Origin of the sequence: Niabella hirudinis (assembly GCF_051201075.1) — a bacterium.
GTDB classification, from domain to species: domain Bacteria; phylum Bacteroidota; class Bacteroidia; order Chitinophagales; family Chitinophagaceae; genus Niabella; species Niabella hirudinis.
In genome coordinates this window covers 705,090-723,701 of record NZ_JBPEHJ010000002.1, presented here as the reverse complement: position 1 = coordinate 723,701, position 18,612 = coordinate 705,090, and the positions used below count along the sequence as shown (strand labels likewise).

General features: G+C 46.9%; 16 protein-coding genes. 10 read left to right on the top strand and 6 right to left on the bottom strand.

Translation table 11 applies throughout. The features are described from left to right. Window positions 1–63 precede the first annotated feature (63 nt). The gene (locus tag GGU45_RS06510) at window positions 64–843 is read left to right on the top strand and encodes a biotin--[acetyl-CoA-carboxylase] ligase (protein ID WP_435223092.1); all 780 of its coding nucleotides are present in this window, start codon (window positions 64–66) and stop codon (window positions 841–843) included. Between the two features lie 106 nt (window positions 844–949). Next, complete coding sequence (locus GGU45_RS06505) at window positions 950–1,714, top strand: hypothetical protein (RefSeq protein ID WP_435223090.1); 765 nt, start codon at window positions 950–952, stop codon at window positions 1,712–1,714. On the opposite strand, the gene GGU45_RS06500 is transcribed toward GGU45_RS06505, so the two are convergent. Continuing rightward, complete coding sequence (locus GGU45_RS06500; RefSeq protein ID WP_435223088.1) at window positions 1,711–2,118, bottom strand: DUF4157 domain-containing protein; 408 nt, start codon at window positions 2,116–2,118, stop codon at window positions 1,711–1,713. The genes GGU45_RS06505 and GGU45_RS06500 overlap by 4 nt on opposite strands. 61 nt (window positions 2,119–2,179) lie before the next feature. Here GGU45_RS06500 and GGU45_RS06495 point away from each other — a divergent pair, with 61 nt between their 5' ends. Continuing rightward, on the top strand, window positions 2,180–2,779 hold the full coding sequence (locus GGU45_RS06495) for a Uma2 family endonuclease (protein ID WP_435223087.1): 600 nt from the start codon (window positions 2,180–2,182) through the stop codon (window positions 2,777–2,779). Window positions 2,780–2,794: 15 nt separating this feature from the next. Here GGU45_RS06495 and bcp read toward each other — a convergent pair whose 3' ends face one another. Both bcp and GGU45_RS06485 read right to left on the bottom strand, forming a co-directional pair. Further along, window positions 2,795–3,262, bottom strand: a complete 468-nt coding sequence (gene bcp / locus GGU45_RS06490) for a thioredoxin-dependent thiol peroxidase (protein ID WP_435223085.1) — start codon at window positions 3,260–3,262, stop codon at window positions 2,795–2,797. Between the two features lie 200 nt (window positions 3,263–3,462). Further along, entirely contained in the window at window positions 3,463–5,307 is a 1,845-nt protein-coding gene (locus GGU45_RS06485) for a M23 family metallopeptidase (protein ID WP_435223083.1), read from the bottom strand. A 118-nt stretch (window positions 5,308–5,425) separates the two neighbouring features. Here GGU45_RS06485 and GGU45_RS06480 point away from each other — a divergent pair, with 118 nt between their 5' ends. The 4 genes from GGU45_RS06480 to pdxA all read left to right on the top strand — a co-directional run bounded on the left by GGU45_RS06480 (window position 5,426) and on the right by pdxA (window position 12,626). After that, on the top strand, window positions 5,426–6,394 hold the full coding sequence (locus GGU45_RS06480; RefSeq protein WP_435223081.1) for a c-type cytochrome: 969 nt from the start codon (window positions 5,426–5,428) through the stop codon (window positions 6,392–6,394). Between the two features lie 86 nt (window positions 6,395–6,480). Next, the gene (locus tag GGU45_RS06475) at window positions 6,481–8,079 is read left to right on the top strand and encodes a S8 family serine peptidase (protein ID WP_435223080.1); all 1,599 of its coding nucleotides are present in this window, start codon (window positions 6,481–6,483) and stop codon (window positions 8,077–8,079) included. 521 nt (window positions 8,080–8,600) lie between these two features. After that, window positions 8,601–11,459 carry a carbamoyl-phosphate synthase large subunit gene (gene carB, locus GGU45_RS06470; protein WP_435223079.1) on the top strand — a complete coding sequence of 953 codons (2,859 nt, stop codon included), beginning with the start codon at window positions 8,601–8,603 and terminating at the stop codon, window positions 11,457–11,459. Between the two features lie 81 nt (window positions 11,460–11,540). Next, the gene (gene pdxA, locus GGU45_RS06465; RefSeq protein ID WP_435223078.1) at window positions 11,541–12,626 is read left to right on the top strand and encodes a 4-hydroxythreonine-4-phosphate dehydrogenase PdxA; all 1,086 of its coding nucleotides are present in this window, start codon (window positions 11,541–11,543) and stop codon (window positions 12,624–12,626) included. A gap of 692 nt (window positions 12,627–13,318) precedes the next feature. Here pdxA and GGU45_RS06460 read toward each other — a convergent pair. The 3 genes from GGU45_RS06460 to GGU45_RS06450 all read right to left on the bottom strand — a co-directional run bounded on the left by GGU45_RS06460 (window position 13,319) and on the right by GGU45_RS06450 (window position 15,157). Beyond that, the gene (locus GGU45_RS06460) at window positions 13,319–13,858 is read right to left on the bottom strand and encodes an AAA family ATPase (protein ID WP_435223077.1); all 540 of its coding nucleotides are present in this window, start codon (window positions 13,856–13,858) and stop codon (window positions 13,319–13,321) included. A 39-nt stretch (window positions 13,859–13,897) separates the two neighbouring features. Beyond that, window positions 13,898–14,446, bottom strand: a complete 549-nt coding sequence (locus GGU45_RS06455) for a M23 family metallopeptidase (RefSeq protein ID WP_435223076.1) — start codon at window positions 14,444–14,446, stop codon at window positions 13,898–13,900. Window positions 14,447–14,560: 114 nt separating this feature from the next. After that, window positions 14,561–15,157: a NifU family protein gene (locus GGU45_RS06450; RefSeq protein WP_435223074.1), complete on the bottom strand. Its 597-nt coding sequence runs from the start codon at window positions 15,155–15,157 to the stop codon at window positions 14,561–14,563. Window positions 15,158–15,283: 126 nt separating this feature from the next. On the opposite strand from GGU45_RS06450, the gene GGU45_RS06445 reads away from it, so the two are divergent. The 3 genes from GGU45_RS06445 to GGU45_RS06435 all read left to right on the top strand — a co-directional run bounded on the left by GGU45_RS06445 (window position 15,284) and on the right by GGU45_RS06435 (window position 18,527). Next, entirely contained in the window at window positions 15,284–15,754 is a 471-nt protein-coding gene (locus GGU45_RS06445) for an Xre family toxin-antitoxin system antitoxin (RefSeq protein WP_435223072.1), read from the top strand. Window positions 15,755–15,820: 66 nt separating this feature from the next. After that, window positions 15,821–16,294 (top strand): RES family NAD+ phosphorylase, encoded by a 474-nt coding sequence (locus tag GGU45_RS06440; RefSeq protein ID WP_435223071.1) that lies wholly within the window; start codon window positions 15,821–15,823, stop codon window positions 16,292–16,294. 130 nt (window positions 16,295–16,424) lie between these two features. Further along, window positions 16,425–18,527, top strand: coding sequence for an LTA synthase family protein (locus GGU45_RS06435; protein WP_435223069.1), 2,103 nt, complete (start codon window positions 16,425–16,427; stop codon window positions 18,525–18,527). Window positions 18,528–18,612 lie beyond the last annotated feature (85 nt).

Below are 18,612 nucleotides of genomic sequence, written 5' to 3'. Positions count from 1 at the left end.
GAATGCCATCTTTAAAAGGACAGAACTCCTAAACTTATTTACTTTGTTCAAAAATAGCAAATATTGACGCAAAAAAAGGCAGATACCTACCAATTTCCTGCTGTCACTGAATTGCTTCAGGTAGACAGCACCAATAACTATGCCCTTAGCCGGATACGTGAAGGTTTGGCATATCACGGCATGAGCATTTTTGCACATGAGCAGCTGGCCGGAAAGGGGCAGCGGGGCAAAAAATGGGTTACTGCCCCGGGACAAAACATACATCTGAGCCTGGTAATAGCGCCTAAAAGCCTGGAACTGGCGCATTTATTCGCATTGAGCGCCCTGATTGCGGTAGAAACCCGGTTATTTTTGGCCGGCCTGGCACCCGGTGCATGGTTTATAAAATGGCCCAATGATATTTATTTTCAGGACAGAAAGGCAGTCGGGATGCTGATCGAAAACATCCTGGGCGGACAAAAATGGAAATGGGCGGTAGCGGGGATCGGGATTAATATCAACCAGGGCTGTTTTCCGGAGGAGCTGAAGCAGGCGGTTTCGCTGAAACAGGTAACAGGAAAAAACTATGACTGTTTGGTACTGGCCCGGGAGCTGGCGGAACGGATTTTCAAAAGACTGGAGGCGTTTGAAGCCGACCCCGAACGATCCGTAGCGATAGTATTGGAGCAATACAACCGGTTTTTGTTTAAACGCGGCGAAGAAATGATGTTCCGGGATGAGGAAGGACGTGTTTTTAAAGCCGTAGTAACCCGGGTAAGCGCCGATGGAAAATTGCTTTTGGACGGAGCGCCCAGGCCGGTGTATGAGTACGGGGAATTAAGCTGGCGGTTGGATGGAAAGTGAGTGCATGTATAATAAATGCTGATATAAAAAAGGAGGTGTTTTTAAAGAAAAAAAATAATATTTTTGGTGTTGGACATTAATTGATCTGCAATAAAATAACTTTCTTTTGAAAAAACTACTACTGCTTATTTTGATGATGACACAGCTGCATACCGGGTTTACGCAGCAATACCGCCTTTCTGTAAACGGAGGAGGGAACGCCAGTTTTTTAACCGGGTTTCAAAATAGTATTATGACGGCCAGACGCACAGCATTGTTTGACCCCGAACTTGGTGGAGAAAACGGCAATTCTATAGCAGGAAGAAGTTCTCATGCCAGCACAAAGCCTGGAGTTGGTTTTTATGTGGATGGCACGGTTGACCGGTGTTTAAAGAATAACTGGACCGTTTCCGTATCGTTGGGGCTCAACCAGGTGGCGTTCAGCTATGATATGGACCCCGATAAATCGTGGGACAATAGCCCCATGATGCAACAGGCGCTGCCGGTTATAAGCGATTTACGGTTGCTGTACCTGCATTCGCGGCTTTTAAATGTAACAAAGCAATGGGGACGGTTTGAAGCCCAGGCCGGCCCGGTGCTTAGCTACCTGGTACATAAAAAATACACACGTAGTGTTTCTTTTTATGAAAATGGGGGATCCGTACCCGCAGTAATTACGATTGGAGACAATAAAGGAGAGGCCCGTAAGTTTTTGGCCGGCGCTGATCTGGCGGTACGTTACAGGATCCTGCGTAACCTGGGTATCGACCTGCGTGCGCAACGGTATTTTACCCCGGTATATCAGAAAGAGCAAACGGGCGAAGACCGTTATAAAAAGGGGAGGCCCCTGCAATTATCGCTGGGGCTCAATTACCGGCTTGCGGGGTTTTAAGCAATGCCGTTGTTTTGTGGATCAGGGGTAAAACGCGCAAGAATTGCGGGATCACTTTCTGCAGCCCTGGCTTCTTTTTCGAGCGGACAGTTATAGTATCCATATTTTATCGATTGAGCCAGGTATTTGAACAAAAACCTTAGTATTCCGTAGCGCTGGTATTGTTCAATATGTTTCAGTTCGTGCCGCACCCAGCGCTCGTCTGCCAGGAAGGCGGAGCGGGTGGCGCCCCATAAATGAACGGTACGGCCAATAACCATTGCCACATTCCCCGATTTTAATTTTCGGGCTCCCAGCCGGGCAATAAAGGAATTTTCTTTTATGCGGAAATAGTTCATAACCAGGAGCAAAAATACAGCATGGATGTGAGCATTGCCCTGTTCCGGCCCGGCGCCTCTGCGCATTGTACCGGAGTAAGTACAAACTACGGCCGAAACCGGCCATAAAAAGTTGTAAATTGCAGGTATGGATCATGTAGTAAACGAACCGGCGCCCGCTTACCAGAAAGCATTTTATACCATTCCGGAATACCTGAAGATAGAAAAATCTTCCCTGGAAAAACATGAGTATTACCGCGGCGAAATTTTTTCAATGGCTGGTGCAGGCGCCCGGCACAATGTTATTTTCTCAAATATAATGGGGCAGTTGTATATACAGCTTCAAGGGAAACCGTTCAGACCCTTTGGGAGTGATATGCGGATTCATATTCCCGAAAACACCCTGTTTACGTATCCTGATATTTCCATTATTTGTAATGATATCATTTCGTCTCCCGAAGATGAGGACACTATTATTCAGCCAACGGCACTAATTGAAATTCTGTCAAGGTCTACCCGGAACTATGACCGGGGCAGTAAATTCAAACTGTACCGCGATATTCCCGCGTTGAAAGAATACATTCTGATCGACTCGGAAAGTATCAATATCGAAGTGTTTCGGGTCAACGCTTCCGGGCACTGGGAACTGGAAGAATATAAAACGCAGAACGAGACCTTATTGATCAAAGCCGTTGATATCACTATCGCGATCCATGAAATTTACGAAGGGACCAAATTAACGCCATAACCCAGGCTCTCCCGTTTATTTTTTCAGCTTGTCAATGATCTCTTCAGCATGTTGAGCGCTTTTGGGTTTGAGGAAGATCTTCTGAATGATCCCTTTTTCATCAATCACAAAAGTGGTACGGTGCAACCCCATGTATTTATTGCCAAACATTTGCTTTTGGCCCCATACCCCATATTTTTCGATGATGGTGTGCCGGGGGTCTGCAATCAGGGGAAAAGGAAGTGAGAATTTATTTTCGAATTTTTTATGCTTTGCCACATCATCCGGGCTGATGCCAATTACCTGCAGCCCCTCTTTTTTCAGCAGGGCATAGTTGTCGCGCAGGTTACAGGCCTGTATGGTGCAGGTAGGCGTATCATCCTCCGGATAAAAATACAAGACCACTTTCTGTCCTTTAAAATCCTTTAGTGCTATCTTTTTTCCATCCTGGTCGGTACCGGTAAATGCCGGGGCTTTGTCTCCTTCTTTTAAATGCGTTGCCATAAAACTCCTGGTTCTTTTGTTTAAAATGTCGTTTAAATGTAAAAATATAATATATTGATAATCAATTTATTGTGTCTTTTTTAGGGCAAATATTGTTTTAATATTGTTTAAATGTTGTTTAAACGATCTCCCAGGGGCCGTGGCGGTTTGTGCTGCGGATTTTACCGCTGATGCGCAGTGCGCTCAAAAAATTCCGCACTTTATTTTTTCTTCTTTTTTGTAGCCTTTCCGGAAGACGCCTTTCCGGTTGGTTTTGACCGGGATGCACTGGTTTTTTTTGTTACCGTATGTTTACCGGAACTTGTTTTCCTTACCGTGGTTTTGGGCCGCTCCCGCACCGGTTTATCGGCTGCGGCTCCTCCCCGCTGAAATTTCCAGGTTCTTTCGGTTTTATTGCCTGCAATATCTGTAACGGTTACAGTAAGCGTATGTTCTCCGGGCGGTACTTTTTCGTCAAAATAATAGAGATAAGTTTTTCCCTTGTCGTTGGTAAACCGGATCCAGCGGCCATCTACTTCGGCACGGAAGTCGGCAATACCGGAGTTGTCTTTGGGCGTAAAGGAAATGTGGGAGGCATGGTTGAGATTAGCCGGTGCATTGAGCAACGGAGGGGTATTGTCGATAAATGCCTCAAAAGTGCCAAAGTCCCGGAAAAGGGCTGTAACCCATTCTCCGTTCCAGGTGGCTTTTTTGTAGGAGCTGCCCGTTGCAGTTCTTTTGATCACGATCCTGTCGCGGTTTTCAGAAGCGATGGGCCTGTCGGGCTTTATGCGCACTTCAAAATCGCTATGCGCCGGGATATCGGTTTCCCCCAGCTTATGTTTTGCGGAAATGCTGCTACCCCCGCTGGAAGCCAGGCGGGCATAACCCGGGTTCATTTTATCGTATAAAACAAACATGGGCAGGTAGGCCTCAAAATCGTATTTAAAAATGCGGTTGAGCCGGTTGGGCAGCCATTCATAAGGTGGAACAGCCGGAGCGGCCGCGCCATTGTTTTTCAACATAAACGCCAGCGTGGAGGTATTGCCGCGGGTGTCGCTTACCAGGATCTGTACCTGGTGTGTGGCGGTATCTGTTAACCGAATGGTATTTTTATTCCATCCAAGATCGTAATAGACGCCGCCCCGGTCGCCGGGCAGCTTGGAAATATGCTGAACCCATGCTCCGCCATTGGCTTTCATTTTGTAGTCGACCTGGCAATTCATATAACGGGTGCTGTTGTAGCCGATACTGTCGATATAGAAGCCGGAGATTTCTTCATCGTCAACAAATAAACGGGCGCTGTAAATGCCATCACGGTTGCCGGCCCTGTTCCAGGTGTCATAAGCCTGTATGGCAAAACCCAGGTTGTTGAACGAAGTACGGAGCATGCCTCCCGGCACCGTGTAGGACGATCCTGATTTGTGAACGGGGACGCTGGCGGGGTGCTGGCCATAGGTACTGTTATTGCGGTCGTACATAACCAGTTTCACCAGTGTGGGAGGGTATTCATCATTGAAGGGGGTACCAAACAGGTCGGGGTTCAGCCGTCTGCCGGATTTTGTGTCGATCACTTCCCAGTGTACATGTGGTCCCTGTGACCCGCCCGTAGTGCCGCTGTATGAAATAAAATCTCCTTTTTTTACCGGGAACTTACCGGGAGGAATGGTCAGGTGCGTTTCCCAGGATTCTTCCTGGTACTGGTAATTCTTTACATAAGCCTCCAGGTCGGGTTTAAAATTATTCAGATGCCCATAAAGGGTAGAAAGGCCGTTGGGATGGTTAATAATGATCCATCTGCCCCAGCTTAAGGGTTCTATGCCTACGAAGGCAATGTATCCATCTGCAGCAGCCACCACCTGCTGATTCACCCTCTGATTGGTTCGCACGTCCAGCCCCATATGCCAGTGATTGGGGCGTAGTTCGCCCATGTTGGCAACAATATCCGGGGTCAGCAGGGTAGGCCACCGGAAGTAATTTTGCGGGTAAACGGGTTTTTTGTATAACTGCGCATACGAAAAAAGACCGGTTAACAGGAGTGCGGGGAGTAAAAAGCGCTTTGCCATCCATTCAAAAATAGGGAAACAGGCAGAATTGGTGTCTTCTGTATCCCAATTTTTAGCGAGAAGCGATAACTTCTTTAAAAATAGATTATATTTATGCACTATATAAACAAACTGCTTTATGAAACGTTTCCTGAAATTTCTGATCATTGCTATTATTGTATTGGTCATCGTTGTATTGGGGTATCTTAAGTTTTTATTACCTGCAGTGGGCAAGGCCCCCGATGTGCAGGCTACGCCTTTACCTACCCGTATTGAGCGGGGGCGCTACCTGGCCAATCACGTGGCTGTTTGTATGGATTGCCATTCAACAAGAGACTGGACCCGGTTTTCAGCTCCGCCGCTGCAGGAAACCATTGGGAAGGGGGGTGAATACTTTGGACCGGAAATGGGTTTTCCCGGAACCTTTTATTCAAGGAATATTACCCCTGCACACCTTTCTAACTGGACGGATGGTGAAATTTACCGGACGATCACCACAGGCGTTAACCGGGATGGGGAGGCGTTGTTTCCTGTAATGCCCTATCTGAATTACGGGAAAATGGACCCGGAGGATGTGCTGAGCATTATCGCTTACCTGCGTACCCTGGCGCCCATAAAAAATGATCCGCCTGCGCGCAAGATCGACTTTCCTATGAATTTTATCATCAATACTATCCCGCAAAAAGCAGCGCCAGTTCAGCGACCCGATACAACGGATATGGTGAAACGAGGCGAATACCTGGTAACCATAGCGGCCTGCATTGAGTGTCATACACCGGTTGAAAAAGGGCAGATCATCCCTGAAAAAGCATTTAGCGGAGGAAGGGAATTTGCCATGCCTTCGGGGGTTTTACATACACCTAATATAACGCCGGATGTCAAAACCGGTATAGGCGCCTGGACGGATAGTATGTTTGTTAGCCGGTTTAAAATGTACAGCCGGCCGGAAAGCCTGCATCCTGTTGGCAAAAATGAATTCAACACCATTATGCCCTGGGGTATGTATGCAGGGATGACCGAAGGCGATCTGAAGGCCATTTTTGCGTACCTCAAAACCATTAAGCCGGCAGATCATAGGGTAGTCATATTTACGGAAGCAAAAAAATAAGCAAACTCGTTTTTCTGTGCTATTTTCATGGTGTATTTTAACCATCAAAGGTTACATTCGACCATTAAAAACATAGAAATTTACGGATGAAAAAACTCATCCCCGCGATGGCGGTGTTCTTTTTGCTAAACCAGGCGCTGGCACAGCCGGCGAAGCCTAAAGTAACGAACTGGCATTACCTCGATTATAAGAAGGACGGCTATCTCGGCATTAGCCTGAATGAGGCATACGCTCTTTTAAAAGGGCGAAAAAGCAAACCGGTTATTGTAGCGGTTATCGACAGTGGTATTGATACCCTGCAGCCCGATCTGGAGCCCGTTTTGTGGAGGAACCCGGCGGAAATTCCCAATAATCATAAGGACGATGATGGTAACGGGCTTATTGATGATTATCACGGCTGGAATTACCTGGGCGCCCCGGATGGGGAAAACCTTTCTGTGAGCATTAGTGACGATTGGCGTACCTATCACCGGTTCAAAGTAATGTTTGAGGAGATGGATAGTACAAAGGTGTTGCCCACCCAACAGTGGCAATACCGGGAATGGAAGCGGGCGTATCAAAAACTGGTCAGCTCCCGCAATAGTGCTGCAAAGATCATTGATAACCTGCGTACAAACTGGGATATTGCCGGCCGCACCAACGAGCTTCTGAAAAAAATACTGGGCAAAGAAGTGTTCACCAGCAGCGATCTGGATAGTGTAACGGTTAACGCTGAAAACAGGGAGCTGGTGCACATCTGGAAAACCATACTGGTTGGCGGGGAAACCAGCAATGCCGGCTTTTTAAAAGGATTTGGCGACTATAAAAAGGAACAGGAAGACAACCTTATAAAACTTACAACGGCGCCGGTTGATTACCGCGGGAAATTGCTCCGCGATGATGATTACGACATTACAAAGACCCACTACGGCAATCATAATCTTACCGGGTTTAGCGGCTATCATGGAACGGGGGTTAGCAGTGTGATTGGCGCTGTACGCCATAACGGCAATGGCATCGATGGTATTGCTGATAATGTACAGATCATGATGATCCGGGGGATCCTCGGCAAGGATGAATTTGATAAAGATGTGGCTCTGTCTATAAGATATGCTGTTGACCATGGCGCCAAAGTGATCAACATGAGCTTTGGAAAATATATATCGCCCGATAAACGCTGGGTGGATGAAGCCATTGCCTATGCACTTTCAAAAGATGTGGTGCTGGTACATGGAGCGGGCAACGATGCCACCAATGTAGACCTGGATGATCATTACCCCAGTTCATATACCATCGGAAACCGCTTATTGCCCAACATGCTTCAGGTGGGTGCCAGCGGGGATGCCAGCCTGGGTGCGCTGGTGGCTTCTTTTAGCAACTATGGAAAAAAGCGGGTAGACCTGTTTGCGCCGGGGCTTGAAATTAACAGCGCCATTGCCGGAAATGGCACACAGCTGTCCAGCGGTACCAGTTTGTCAAGTCCGGTAGTGGCGGGCATTGCAGCGCTGCTGCGGTCCTATTTTCCCAAGCTGAAAGCGGCCGAGGTGGTGGATATTATTAAAAAATCAGGTACGCCGCTTGCGGAGCCCGTAACCAAACCGGGGACCCATGAAAAAGTACTGCTTTCTGAATTGTGTAACTCAGGAAAAATCGCAAATGCAGCCGGGGCGGTAAGGATGGCGATGGAAAGGGAAAAGGGTAATTGAATGCAGCTATGGGTATTCTTTTCTTATGTTCAGTTTGGTTATAAATTTATCCATAAAGTATCCATATTTTATCTGAATTATTCATATAAAAGTATTAAATATCCATAAGGTATCCATATCTTATCCATAAATAGTTGCTGGCTATTGTTACCATTTTATAATAAAAGATTGCTTGCAAGCCGGGATATTTATTGTCCATCGTCTTATTTCAACAACAACGTAGGATCATTGGGCGTGACCTACGATCAGTTCAGATATATTGTTAAATTAATAAGTGGTGCTTCATCCTGGTCTTCGTTATCCAAAGGTCGCAAGATCGCCTAAAAAACCGGACTTTCCTGTTATCTGAGCAGGCGCTGATCCATACAGTTACCAGCCGGTGATACGGATTACATTCGTTTTACAATCGTTCGTTTTTATAAAATGAAAATAAGCTGGAAAATAACTGTGCCATAAAGCCTTCTTTTTCCTGTTTTAGGCATACTTTTGCGCAATTTATTTTTTTTAAAGAAAACAAAAAGATGCCGAAAGATACTTCCATAAAATCTGTACTTATTATCGGTTCCGGTCCCATTGTGATCGGCCAGGCTTGTGAATTTGACTACTCCGGCACCCAGGCAGCCCGCAGCCTGCGGGAAGAAGGGATCAAGGTAATCCTGGTCAACAGCAACCCGGCCACTATTATGACCGATCCGATGATGGCGGACCGTGTGTACCTGTTACCACTAACTACCGAAAGCATTGAACAGATCCTGCAGGAAAATGAAATTGACGCCGTACTACCTACTATGGGCGGCCAAACGGCATTGAACCTTTGCAAGGAAGCAGAAGAACTGGGGATCTGGAAGCAATATAATGTGCGCCTTATTGGTGTGGATATCAAGGCGATAGATAAAGCTGAAGACCGCGAACTGTTTCGCCAGTGGATGATTGAAATGGGGATACAGGTTGCAACAGCAAAAACGGCCAACTCCTTTCTGGAAGGAAAAGAATTTGCCCAGGAGATTGGTTTCCCTTTGGTGATCCGTCCTTCCTTTACCCTTGGTGGTACGGGTGGCGGCTTTGTACACGATAAAGATGAGCTGGATGAAGCCCTGAACCGGGGCCTGCAGGCATCACCCATTCATGAAGTGCTGGTAGAAAAAGCGGTGCTGGGCTGGAAGGAGTTTGAACTGGAGCTGCTGCGGGATTCGGCCAATAATGTTTGTATTATCTGTACCGTGGAAAATTTTGACCCCATGGGGGTACATACCGGCGACTCTATTACCGTGGCCCCCTCTATGACGCTGAGCGATACCGGGATGCAGCTGATGCGGAATACCGCCGTCCGGATGATGCGCGACCTGGGTAACTTTGCCGGCGGCTGTAACGTACAGTTTGCCATGAACCCCGATACCGAGGAAATTATTGCCATCGAAATTAATCCGCGGGTGAGCCGCTCATCGGCTCTGGCTTCAAAAGCAACCGGGTACCCCATCGCCAAAATAGCTGCCAAACTGGCCATTGGTTATAATCTGGATGAACTGGAAAACCAGATCACCAAAACCACATCGGCTTATTTTGAGCCGGCGCTGGACTATGTAATTGTAAAGATCCCCCGCTGGAATTTTGATAAATTTAAAGGAGCCAATGATACCCTGGGCCTGCAGATGAAGAGCGTGGGCGAGGTAATGGCCATTGGTCGCAGCTTTAATGAAGCGGTGCAGAAAGCCTGCCAGAGCCTGGAGAACAATGCCATTGGCCTGGGTTATTATGGTAAAAGCCTGATGCGTGCGGAGGAATTGCTGGAATATATAAAAACACCGAAATGGGATCGTATTTTCCGGATTAAAGACGCCCTGATGGCTGGTGTTTCTGTAGGAACCATTTCAAAAGCTACCAATGGCATCGATCGCTGGTTCCTTTCCGAGATCCAGAAACTTTGTGTACTTGAAAAGAAAATTGCCGCATATAGCCTCGAAACATTGCCGGTGGAATTGCTGCGCGATGCCAAGGTAAACGGCTTTAGTGATGCGCAGATCGCCGAGATCATGGGGCACGGAAATACAGAAGAAGCGGTTTATGCAAAGAGAAAAGAACTGGGCATCAACCGGGTATATAAAATGGTAGATACCTGCAGCGCCGAGTTTGAGGCAAAAACGCCGTATTTCTATTCCACTTTTGATGCGCCGGCTCAATCCTCGCTCAATGCCGGAAACCTGGTGCACAACGAATCCAAAGTTTCTGATAAGAAAAAAATCATTGTACTGGGCAGCGGCCCTAACCGTATTGGTCAGGGTATCGAGTTCGATTACTGCTGTGTGCACGGGCTGCTGGCCATTAAAGAAGCGGGTTATGAGGCCATCATGATGAACTGTAACCCGGAAACCGTAAGCACCGATTTTGATATGGCCGACAAGCTGTATTTTGAGCCGGTGTACTGGGAGCATGTGCGGGAGCTGATCGAATACGAAAAACCTGCGGGCGTAATTGTGCAGCTGGGCGGACAAACAGCGCTGAAGCTGGCCGAAAAGATCAAGGACCTGGGCGTAGCCATTATGGGGACCAGCTTTGATAATATGGATATTGCGGAAGACCGTGGCCGGTTTAGCGATATGCTGAAAGAATTAAAGATTCCTTATCCTGAATATGGTTCGGCCTGGACGGTTGATGAAGCCGTGCAGATTGCCAACCGCGTGGGTTACCCGGTACTGGTGCGCCCCTCTTATGTGTTGGGCGGCCAAAGGATGCGGATTGTGCTGAACGATGATGAGGTAGAAAGAGCGGTGATCAGCCTGCTGAAGCATATCCCCGGCAATAAGATCCTGATCGATCATTTCCTGGATCGCTGCCAGGAAGCAGAGGTAGATGCGATCTATGATGGCGAAAACTTTCATGTAATGGGAGTAATGGAGCATATTGAGCCGGCGGGTATTCATAGCGGTGATAGTAACGCGGTATTACCGGCCTTCAATCTTTCCCCGATGGAAGTGACCACCATGGAACACTACGCAGAAAAAATAGCCCGGGCATTGGATATCCGCGGACTCATCAACATACAGTTTGCCATTAAAGACGGCACCGTGTATGTAATTGAAGCCAATCCCCGCGCGTCCCGTACAACTCCGTTTATTGCAAAAGCTTACCAGATCCCTTACCTGAATATTGCCACCAAGGTAATGATTGGAGCCAACAAGCTTACCGATTTTACATTCGAGAAAAAGTTGGACGGGTACGCGATTAAGGAGCCGGTATTCAGCTTTAATAAATTTCCGGGGGTAAACAAAGAACTGGGGCCTGAGATGAAAAGCACCGGGGAAGCCATCCGTTTTATCAAAGATCTGAAGGACCCGTATTTCCGCCAGTTGTATAAAGACCGGAGTATGTTCCTGAGCAAATAAACAATAGCTATGCGGGACTTCAAGTCCCGCATAACGGTTTTTTGTCGTAAATTCACCGCTTATCAATTAGTTAATGTTTTTATGACATATAAACAAAAACCGGTAATCGGGATCACTTCCGGAGATTTGAATGGTATTGGAATTGAGCTGATTGTGAAGACATTCTCCGATACCCGTCTGCTGGATATCTGCACACCTGTTATTTTCGCAAATAATAAAGCGGTCAATTTTTACCGGAAGACCCTCCCCGAAAGTAGTTTTAGTTTTTATCATACCCGGGAATTTGAAAAGATCAATCCCAAACAGGTAACTATTTTTAACTGCTGGGAGGAAGAGGTCAATATTACACCCGGGATCCTGAATGAGACCGGCGGGCGTTATGCTGTGGTTGCCCTGCAAACGGCTATTGAGGCGCTGAAGGAAAAAAAGATAGAGGGGCTGGTAACGGCGCCCATTCATAAATCCAATGTGCAGTCGGAACAGTTTTCCTATACCGGTCATACCCCTTATCTCAAAGCCAGCTTTAATGCCAAAGACGTGGTTATGATGATGTGTGCCGAAAATATGCGGGTAGCGCTGTTAACCGAACACATTCCTATTAGCGAGGTGGCCGGGCATATTACGGCAGAAGCCATCCTGAGCAAATTGATGATCATCAACAGCAGCCTGCAGCGCGATTTTGGCATCAGTAAACCACGGATTGCTGTGCTGGGGCTTAACCCTCACGCAGGAGATGAAGGGTTGGTGGGGAACGAGGAGCAAACGATCATCGCTCCTGCTGTTAAACAGGCTCGTAACCGGAATATTCTTGCCTTTGGACCCTATAGCGCCGATGCCTTTTTTGCCAGGGGACAATATGAAAAGTTTGATGCGGTACTGGCCATGTATCATGACCAGGGCCTGATCCCCTTTAAATCCCTGGCTCAGGGAGAAGGTATTAACTATACAGCGGGGCTTGATATTGTCCGTACCTCACCGGATCATGGCGTGGCTTTTGATATTGCCGGCAAGGGCCGGGCAGATGCCGGATCCTTCCTTCAGGCCGTTTATACCTGTGCCGACATCATCAGCCAGCGTGCGGAGTATGGAGAGCAACACGCCAACCCCCTGCGTAAAGTATCGCCGGAAGTGGTTTCCAGACTGGAAGACGAAAAAATAGAGGAATAGAACAGCCCATAGAATATAATTCAGGATCCTGCCATAATACGGCGGGATTTTTTTTGAGGCCATAAAGATGCTGTGTTATTGCCACTGAAACGCAGAAACACAGACTTTTTTTAAATCCTGCAACGGCTCCTGCTTTTAATTTAGAAAATTCCAAAGTCAGTATTGCAGTGACGTAGGCTTCACTATAGAAACTGGATAAAATTGTTTTGCTGTTTTTGTCAGTAATAATTTGCAGAGATGCTAATGCTTAATATTCAGAGCCTCCTATGTTTTTTTATTTCACGCAATGACGCAAAGGAGCAAGGACGCAGCGGTTTTTCCGGCAGATGACTGCTGCCTTTTCTGTGCTTCAGTGGCATAAAGCAGGAAAAAGGCAAAAAAATAAGAGGGGGTACGATGATCTGGAAAGATCTGGTAGCCCACTCTTAAGCCCTCTAAACCGACATAAAAGTAGGGCGCATAAAATTCAGGTTTAAATTTATTCGATGAATTGCCCGATTTTTTAGCCAGAACCGGCAAAATAAAAGATAAAGCAAGGGCCTGTTTCTGTTTTTTAGCCCCAACGCGGATATTTGTCAGGTGCGGGCACAAAAAAAGGCGATCGCCGCCGGTTTGCCAAATGCACTTGTAATAGCCACCACATTGTAGCCTTGCGTTGAAACTGCGGGGTTTTTGTTAAAAGGGTGTTCAGATCAGGAAATCAAAAACCGGTCTACGGCCTCAATGGCGGCCTGTAAGCGATCCGGGCCCTGTCCATGGATCTCCACCCAGGGTGTTTGCTGACCAATTAGCAGCGATCGATAGATCCGGAATAGTTCATCCCGGGTCCTGGGGTTGGGATATTCCCTCAATTCGTCCCGCACCCAGGGCAGGTCCGTATTACAGAGCAGGTACAGGTCATACCGGCGCGTGGCAATCGCATCCAGGATAAAGGAGTGGCACTTATTAAAAACGAATGCGCACCAAACCTCCATCACATACATATCGGTGTCAATAAAAAGGAGGCCTCCTCCGCTTGTTTGCAGACCCCGGGCGTATTGATCTTCCAATGCCAGCTGCCCCCGGGCAATGGTAAGAAGATCGTCATAATCGTATCTCTTTCCATTTTTTAACAGGTAATCGCGTGCATATTCCGGGCACCAGCGGGTACTGTAATGTGCCGCCAGGGCAGCGCACAAATGGCTTTTACCTGTACTTTCGGGGCCTATGATCACCACTTTTTTGATATGCATTTTTAACGGATTTGTGAATCAATAACAGGGCGGCAATGCTCAGCCCGGCGGATTCCGGTATTTGCGGATGGCGCGCAGGTATCCTGGTCCTTTTTTTGTGCGAAAGCGGGTGGGCATTTGTTTAAACCGGCTATTGCGGTCAAAAGTCCATACAATAAAATGAAGGTGGGGAAAATAGGTATAACCTGTATTGCCGCTGCGCGCGATGGGCTGGCCTTTTGTAACGGAATCGCCTACATGTACCAAAACGCCATTGTGCTGCAGGTGCCAGTACCCTGCCCGGGAGCTATCTGCGTGCTGAATAACCACATAATTGGCATGCACCCGGTTCGACTTTTTGATACCGCCCCGGCTGCCGTCTTTCTTTAACCGCACCACAATACCCGCCCTTGCCGCACATACAACCGATCCTATGGGCATTTTAAAATCCAGTGCGGCCCTGCGTTTATGGGTAAACTGGGTAAAATATCCCTGTACCAGCGTATGGGAAACGCCTTTGGGATAAGGCAGATCATACACAAAAGAGCTGGTATCAATAATCCTTCCGCGCTGAAGCCGGTGTGTTTCCCGGCGCAAAGGGTTATTCATATACGCACAGCTGCCTGATAAAACAGCGGTAACCAGGGATATGAGAACAATTAAACGCATTAAAAAGCGCCACCGGATGGGGGTGACGCTAACAAATGTATTAATTCTGATGGATTATTCGGCTTCAGCCACTACTTCCTTTACTTCCGGGATCATGCGTTTCATCATTCCTTCGATACCTGCTTTTAGGGTGATCATTGAAGAAGGACAACCACTGCAGCTTCCCTGCATCATCAGGTTTACCACTCCATCATTATAACTCCGGAACTGGATGGCTCCCCCGTCCATTTCAACCGCCGGTTTTACATAGTTCTCCAGCAGCTCCTTAATGCGCTTTACAACATCATCATCATCCGCAGAAACCTCGTTGCTGCTCTCTTTTTTAACCGTAACTACCTCGTCTTCATTGATCACTACTTTTCCTTCTTCCAGGTAGTCTTTTAAAAACTGGCGGATAGAAGGCGTTACATCCTGCCATTCCGCATCAGCGGTTTTGGTAAGGGTTACAAAATTGCTGGCAATAAAAACGGCCTTTATAAAAGGGAACCCAAACAATTCAATAGCCAGGGGGGAAGGTTTGGCTGCTTCCACATCCGGGAAATCGATGCTTTTTCCGGGGTACAATAGCTTGTTGGCTACAAACTTCATTGTTTCCGGGTTGGGTGTCATTTCTGTATAAATACTGATCACTGGATTACCTGTTTTTATCATGATATGCTGCTATTAATTCACAAAATTAACAATATTTGGCTGTATTGGTTTAAAAGAAAGAGGAAGGGTGAAAATTTACTTTTGTAAGTGTATTTTTGTACCTTTGATGGAGGTAAAATAAAAACTATGGACAAGTCTGCGGTTTTTGATAAAAAAGGCCCCTCCGATGGAAAAGACTATCCGGATAAAAGCCTTTTGGGCAATAGATCGGTGGCGGAGTACAAGATGGGCGGGGCAATGGCCATCCGTATTATTAAAAACGGGATATCACAACGCCAATTGTTATATCTTAAAAATCAGACGGGTCTGGATTATAATATCCTGGCGTTTATTGTAGGTGTTACCAAGCAAACGCTTATAAAAAAAGCGGTGGATTATACTTATCATGTTCAGGAAAGCGATAAACTATTTCAAATCGCTGAATTATACTCCTATGGGTACAATGTTTTTGAAAACAAAGAGGGGTTTAACAGCTGGATGCGTACAGAGAATGCTGCATTAGGGAATAGAAGACCCATCGATCACTTAGATACCTCGTATGGCTTTAATGAGGTAAAGGACCTGCTGGGCCGAATAGAATATGGCGTTTATTCTTAGCTTACTTCGTCCTTGCTCCGTATGCTTCTCCCCCGATAAAATTCCTTACTCCGTATAACAATAACGATGAACGTTTACAGGATTGTAAAGAAAAAACACCTTGATGAGAATCTGAAAGGAATTGGTGCGGGTATTACCGGAGGCCGTTGGAACAAAAAAGATACCCGGTGTATTTATACGGCTGAAAGCAGGGCGCTGGCAACGGTGGAGCAGCTGGCCAATACTACCAGGAACAACTATTTAACTACAAACCTGGTATTACGAACACTATTTGTACCGGATGACTGTATTTTCAGAGTTCCCCTGGAAAAATTGCCTGTAAACTGGCGCGATAAGCCGGCTTCCATACCATCAAAGGCCTTCGGTACAGCGCTTTTGGAAAGCAGGGCATGGTTGGCTTATATATTGCCTTCCGCAATCATACCAGAGGAGTGTAATATAATAATAGATCCCGTGCATCCTGATATGAAGAAGGTAATCGTTATTGATGAGCAGGAAATGGAGATCGATGAACGGCTTAAGGAGTGGCCCATTCAATAGATACGGAGCAAAGAACGAATGAATCGGCTACAGAATGCCCGTGAATTTACTCCCGGGCGGGGAAACAAAAGGAGTAATCATCTGTTGCAGGTGAAATGAACAATAAATTTATCATTTAAATAAATGTTGGATGTGTGATAACAAAGCGTTGTTGGCGGAACGATTCAAACCGCTGTTAATGTTGTACCTCAGCGGTATCATAATCAATTTTATTACCCGCCTGGTGTTGCTTTTGGTGTCCTTGGATAACCTGTCGCTGGGGCTTGGGGATATAGCGGGGATCTTTTTTATCGGTTTGTTTTATGATCTCTGTTTCCTGTCCTTTGTGTCCATTCCCTTTATTCTCATTGCCTGGTTTACCAATGATCTTCTTTTCAAAAATCCCTGGAAAAAAGGGGTGATCGTGCTTTTTATTATTGGCATTGTTCTTTCTGTAATCCATAATCCCATTCCCAAAGAGTTTGATAAAAAACTGCCCTGGGTGTTTACGGGACTGCTGGTGTTGCTTTTTGGGATCTACCTGCTGCTTGCTTCAAAAACGGATGCCTACCGCCACCGCTGGAGGATCCGGGGTATGAAAGTGTTCTTTTTTATTGTCCTGTTTTTATTTGTTTTTAATATTGTCAGCGAGTATTTCTTTTGGGATGAGTTTGGTTCCCGTTATAATTTCATTGCCGTGGACTACCTCATATACACTAATGAGGTGGTGGGCAATATCCGGGAATCGTACCCCATCGGCTGGATCATTGCAGGTGTGCTGCTGGTGACGGTATTGGTCTTCCTGCTCATCCGGAAACGCCTGAATGGCTGGGCTTTTGCGCGGCCCGCATTTGCCAAACGATCGGTATTGGCGCTGGCATTACTGGCGGCTCCGGCATTGGTATATTTTTTGGTGAACAACCGGATCAAAAATTTCAGCGATAATGATTATGTAAACCAGCTGGCCGGCAACGGGGTATACGAATTTGGCGCGGCCTTCTGGAACAACGACCTGGATTTTTACCGTTTTTATAAAACCATACCGGATAAAGAAGCCCTTGCCGAAGTGCGGAAACAGCTGCTGGAGCGTTCCCCAACCGATAGTTTTTTGAACAATGATGCCTTCTCTATAGAACGGATGGTCAACTATCCGGGCCCGGAAAAACGGATGAACGTGGTGCTCATCAGTATTGAAAGTTTCAGCGCTGCTTTTATGGGCACATTTGGCAATACCCAAAATATTACGCCCTTTTTAGACAGTCTGAGCCGGCAATCTGTTTTTTTCAATAAATGCTATGCCACGGGAACCCGCACGGTGCGCGGGCTGGAAGTGCTTTCACTTTCCATACCGCCCATACCCGGGCAAAGTATTGTGCGCCGTCCAAACAATGACAGTCTGTTTACCATTGGTTCCGTTTTGAGAGAACGGGGCTATACCACCCAGTTTTTGTATGGCGGCTACAGCAGCTTCGACAATATGGGGCCTTATTTTTCCGCAAACGGCTATGAAGTGATCGATCGCTCTGCGTTGAAGCCGGAGGAGATCCACTATGCCAATATCTGGGGTGTGGCAGATGAGGATATGTTTACCCTGGCGCTAAAGCAGTTTGATAAAAATGCAGCTACCGGAAAGCCTTTTTTTGCACAGATCATGACCGTGTCCAATCACCGGCCCTACACCTATCCGGAAGGGCGGATCGATATTTCTCCCAAACTGCAGAAGCGGGAAGGGGCGGTTAAATACACCGATTATTGTATCGGCAGTTTTCTGAAGCAGGCCGCTGCAAAACCCTGGTTTTCGAATACCGTATTTGTAATCGTTGCCGATCATTGTGCTTCTGCGGCCGGCAAAACGGATCTGCCGGTTACCGGGTATCACATTCCGCTGTTTGTTTACAGCCCGGGCAATCTGCAGCCGCAGGTAGTGGACCATATAGTATCGCAGATGGATGTGGTGCCTACCATCCTGGGGCTGCTGAACAAAAGCTACCGTTCAAAATTTTTTGGGCAGGATCTGCTGCGGATGCCACCGGGCAAGGACCGGGCCTTCATCAGTACCTATAGCGGTTTGGGCTATTTAAGGGACAGCCAGCTGGTGGTGCAAACGCCACCGCGCAAAGTGGAGCAGCAGCGCCCCGATTTTAGTACCGGAACGGCAACAAAAATGGCGGTGAATGATAGCTTGTACCGCCAGGCCTTAAGCTATTATCAACTGGCGGAAAAGATCTTTAAATCCGGGGGATATAAGCAGTGAAAAATGTAAAATGAAGAATATTAAATGTAGAATGTAGAAGGGAAGCCGGGCAAACAACTTAAAGGTTCTCTTTATTAACAAATAC

Excerpts from the sequence above, each read along its gene's own strand:
- GGU45_RS06500 (WP_435223088.1), bottom strand. The coding sequence starts at position 2,118 with ATGCGCAGAGGCGCCGGGCCGGAACAGGGCAATGCTCACATCCATGCT.
- GGU45_RS06495 (WP_435223087.1), top strand. The coding sequence starts at position 2,180 with ATGGATCATGTAGTAAACGAACCGGCGCCCGCTTACCAGAAAGCATTT.
- bcp (WP_435223085.1), bottom strand. The coding sequence starts at position 3,262 with ATGGCAACGCATTTAAAAGAAGGAGACAAAGCCCCGGCATTTACCGGT.
- GGU45_RS06485 (WP_435223083.1), bottom strand. The coding sequence starts at position 5,307 with ATGGCAAAGCGCTTTTTACTCCCCGCACTCCTGTTAACCGGTCTTTTT.
- GGU45_RS06480 (WP_435223081.1), top strand. The coding sequence starts at position 5,426 with ATGAAACGTTTCCTGAAATTTCTGATCATTGCTATTATTGTATTGGTC.
- GGU45_RS06475 (WP_435223080.1), top strand. The coding sequence starts at position 6,481 with ATGAAAAAACTCATCCCCGCGATGGCGGTGTTCTTTTTGCTAAACCAG.
- carB (WP_435223079.1), top strand. The coding sequence starts at position 8,601 with ATGCCGAAAGATACTTCCATAAAATCTGTACTTATTATCGGTTCCGGT.
- pdxA (WP_435223078.1), top strand. The coding sequence starts at position 11,541 with ATGACATATAAACAAAAACCGGTAATCGGGATCACTTCCGGAGATTTG.
- GGU45_RS06460 (WP_435223077.1), bottom strand. The coding sequence starts at position 13,858 with ATGCATATCAAAAAAGTGGTGATCATAGGCCCCGAAAGTACAGGTAAA.
- GGU45_RS06455 (WP_435223076.1), bottom strand. The coding sequence starts at position 14,446 with ATGAATAACCCTTTGCGCCGGGAAACACACCGGCTTCAGCGCGGAAGG.
- GGU45_RS06450 (WP_435223074.1), bottom strand. The coding sequence starts at position 15,157 with ATGATAAAAACAGGTAATCCAGTGATCAGTATTTATACAGAAATGACA.
- GGU45_RS06445 (WP_435223072.1), top strand. The coding sequence starts at position 15,284 with ATGGACAAGTCTGCGGTTTTTGATAAAAAAGGCCCCTCCGATGGAAAA.
- GGU45_RS06440 (WP_435223071.1), top strand. The coding sequence starts at position 15,821 with ATGAACGTTTACAGGATTGTAAAGAAAAAACACCTTGATGAGAATCTG.
- GGU45_RS06435 (WP_435223069.1), top strand. The coding sequence starts at position 16,425 with ATGTGTGATAACAAAGCGTTGTTGGCGGAACGATTCAAACCGCTGTTA.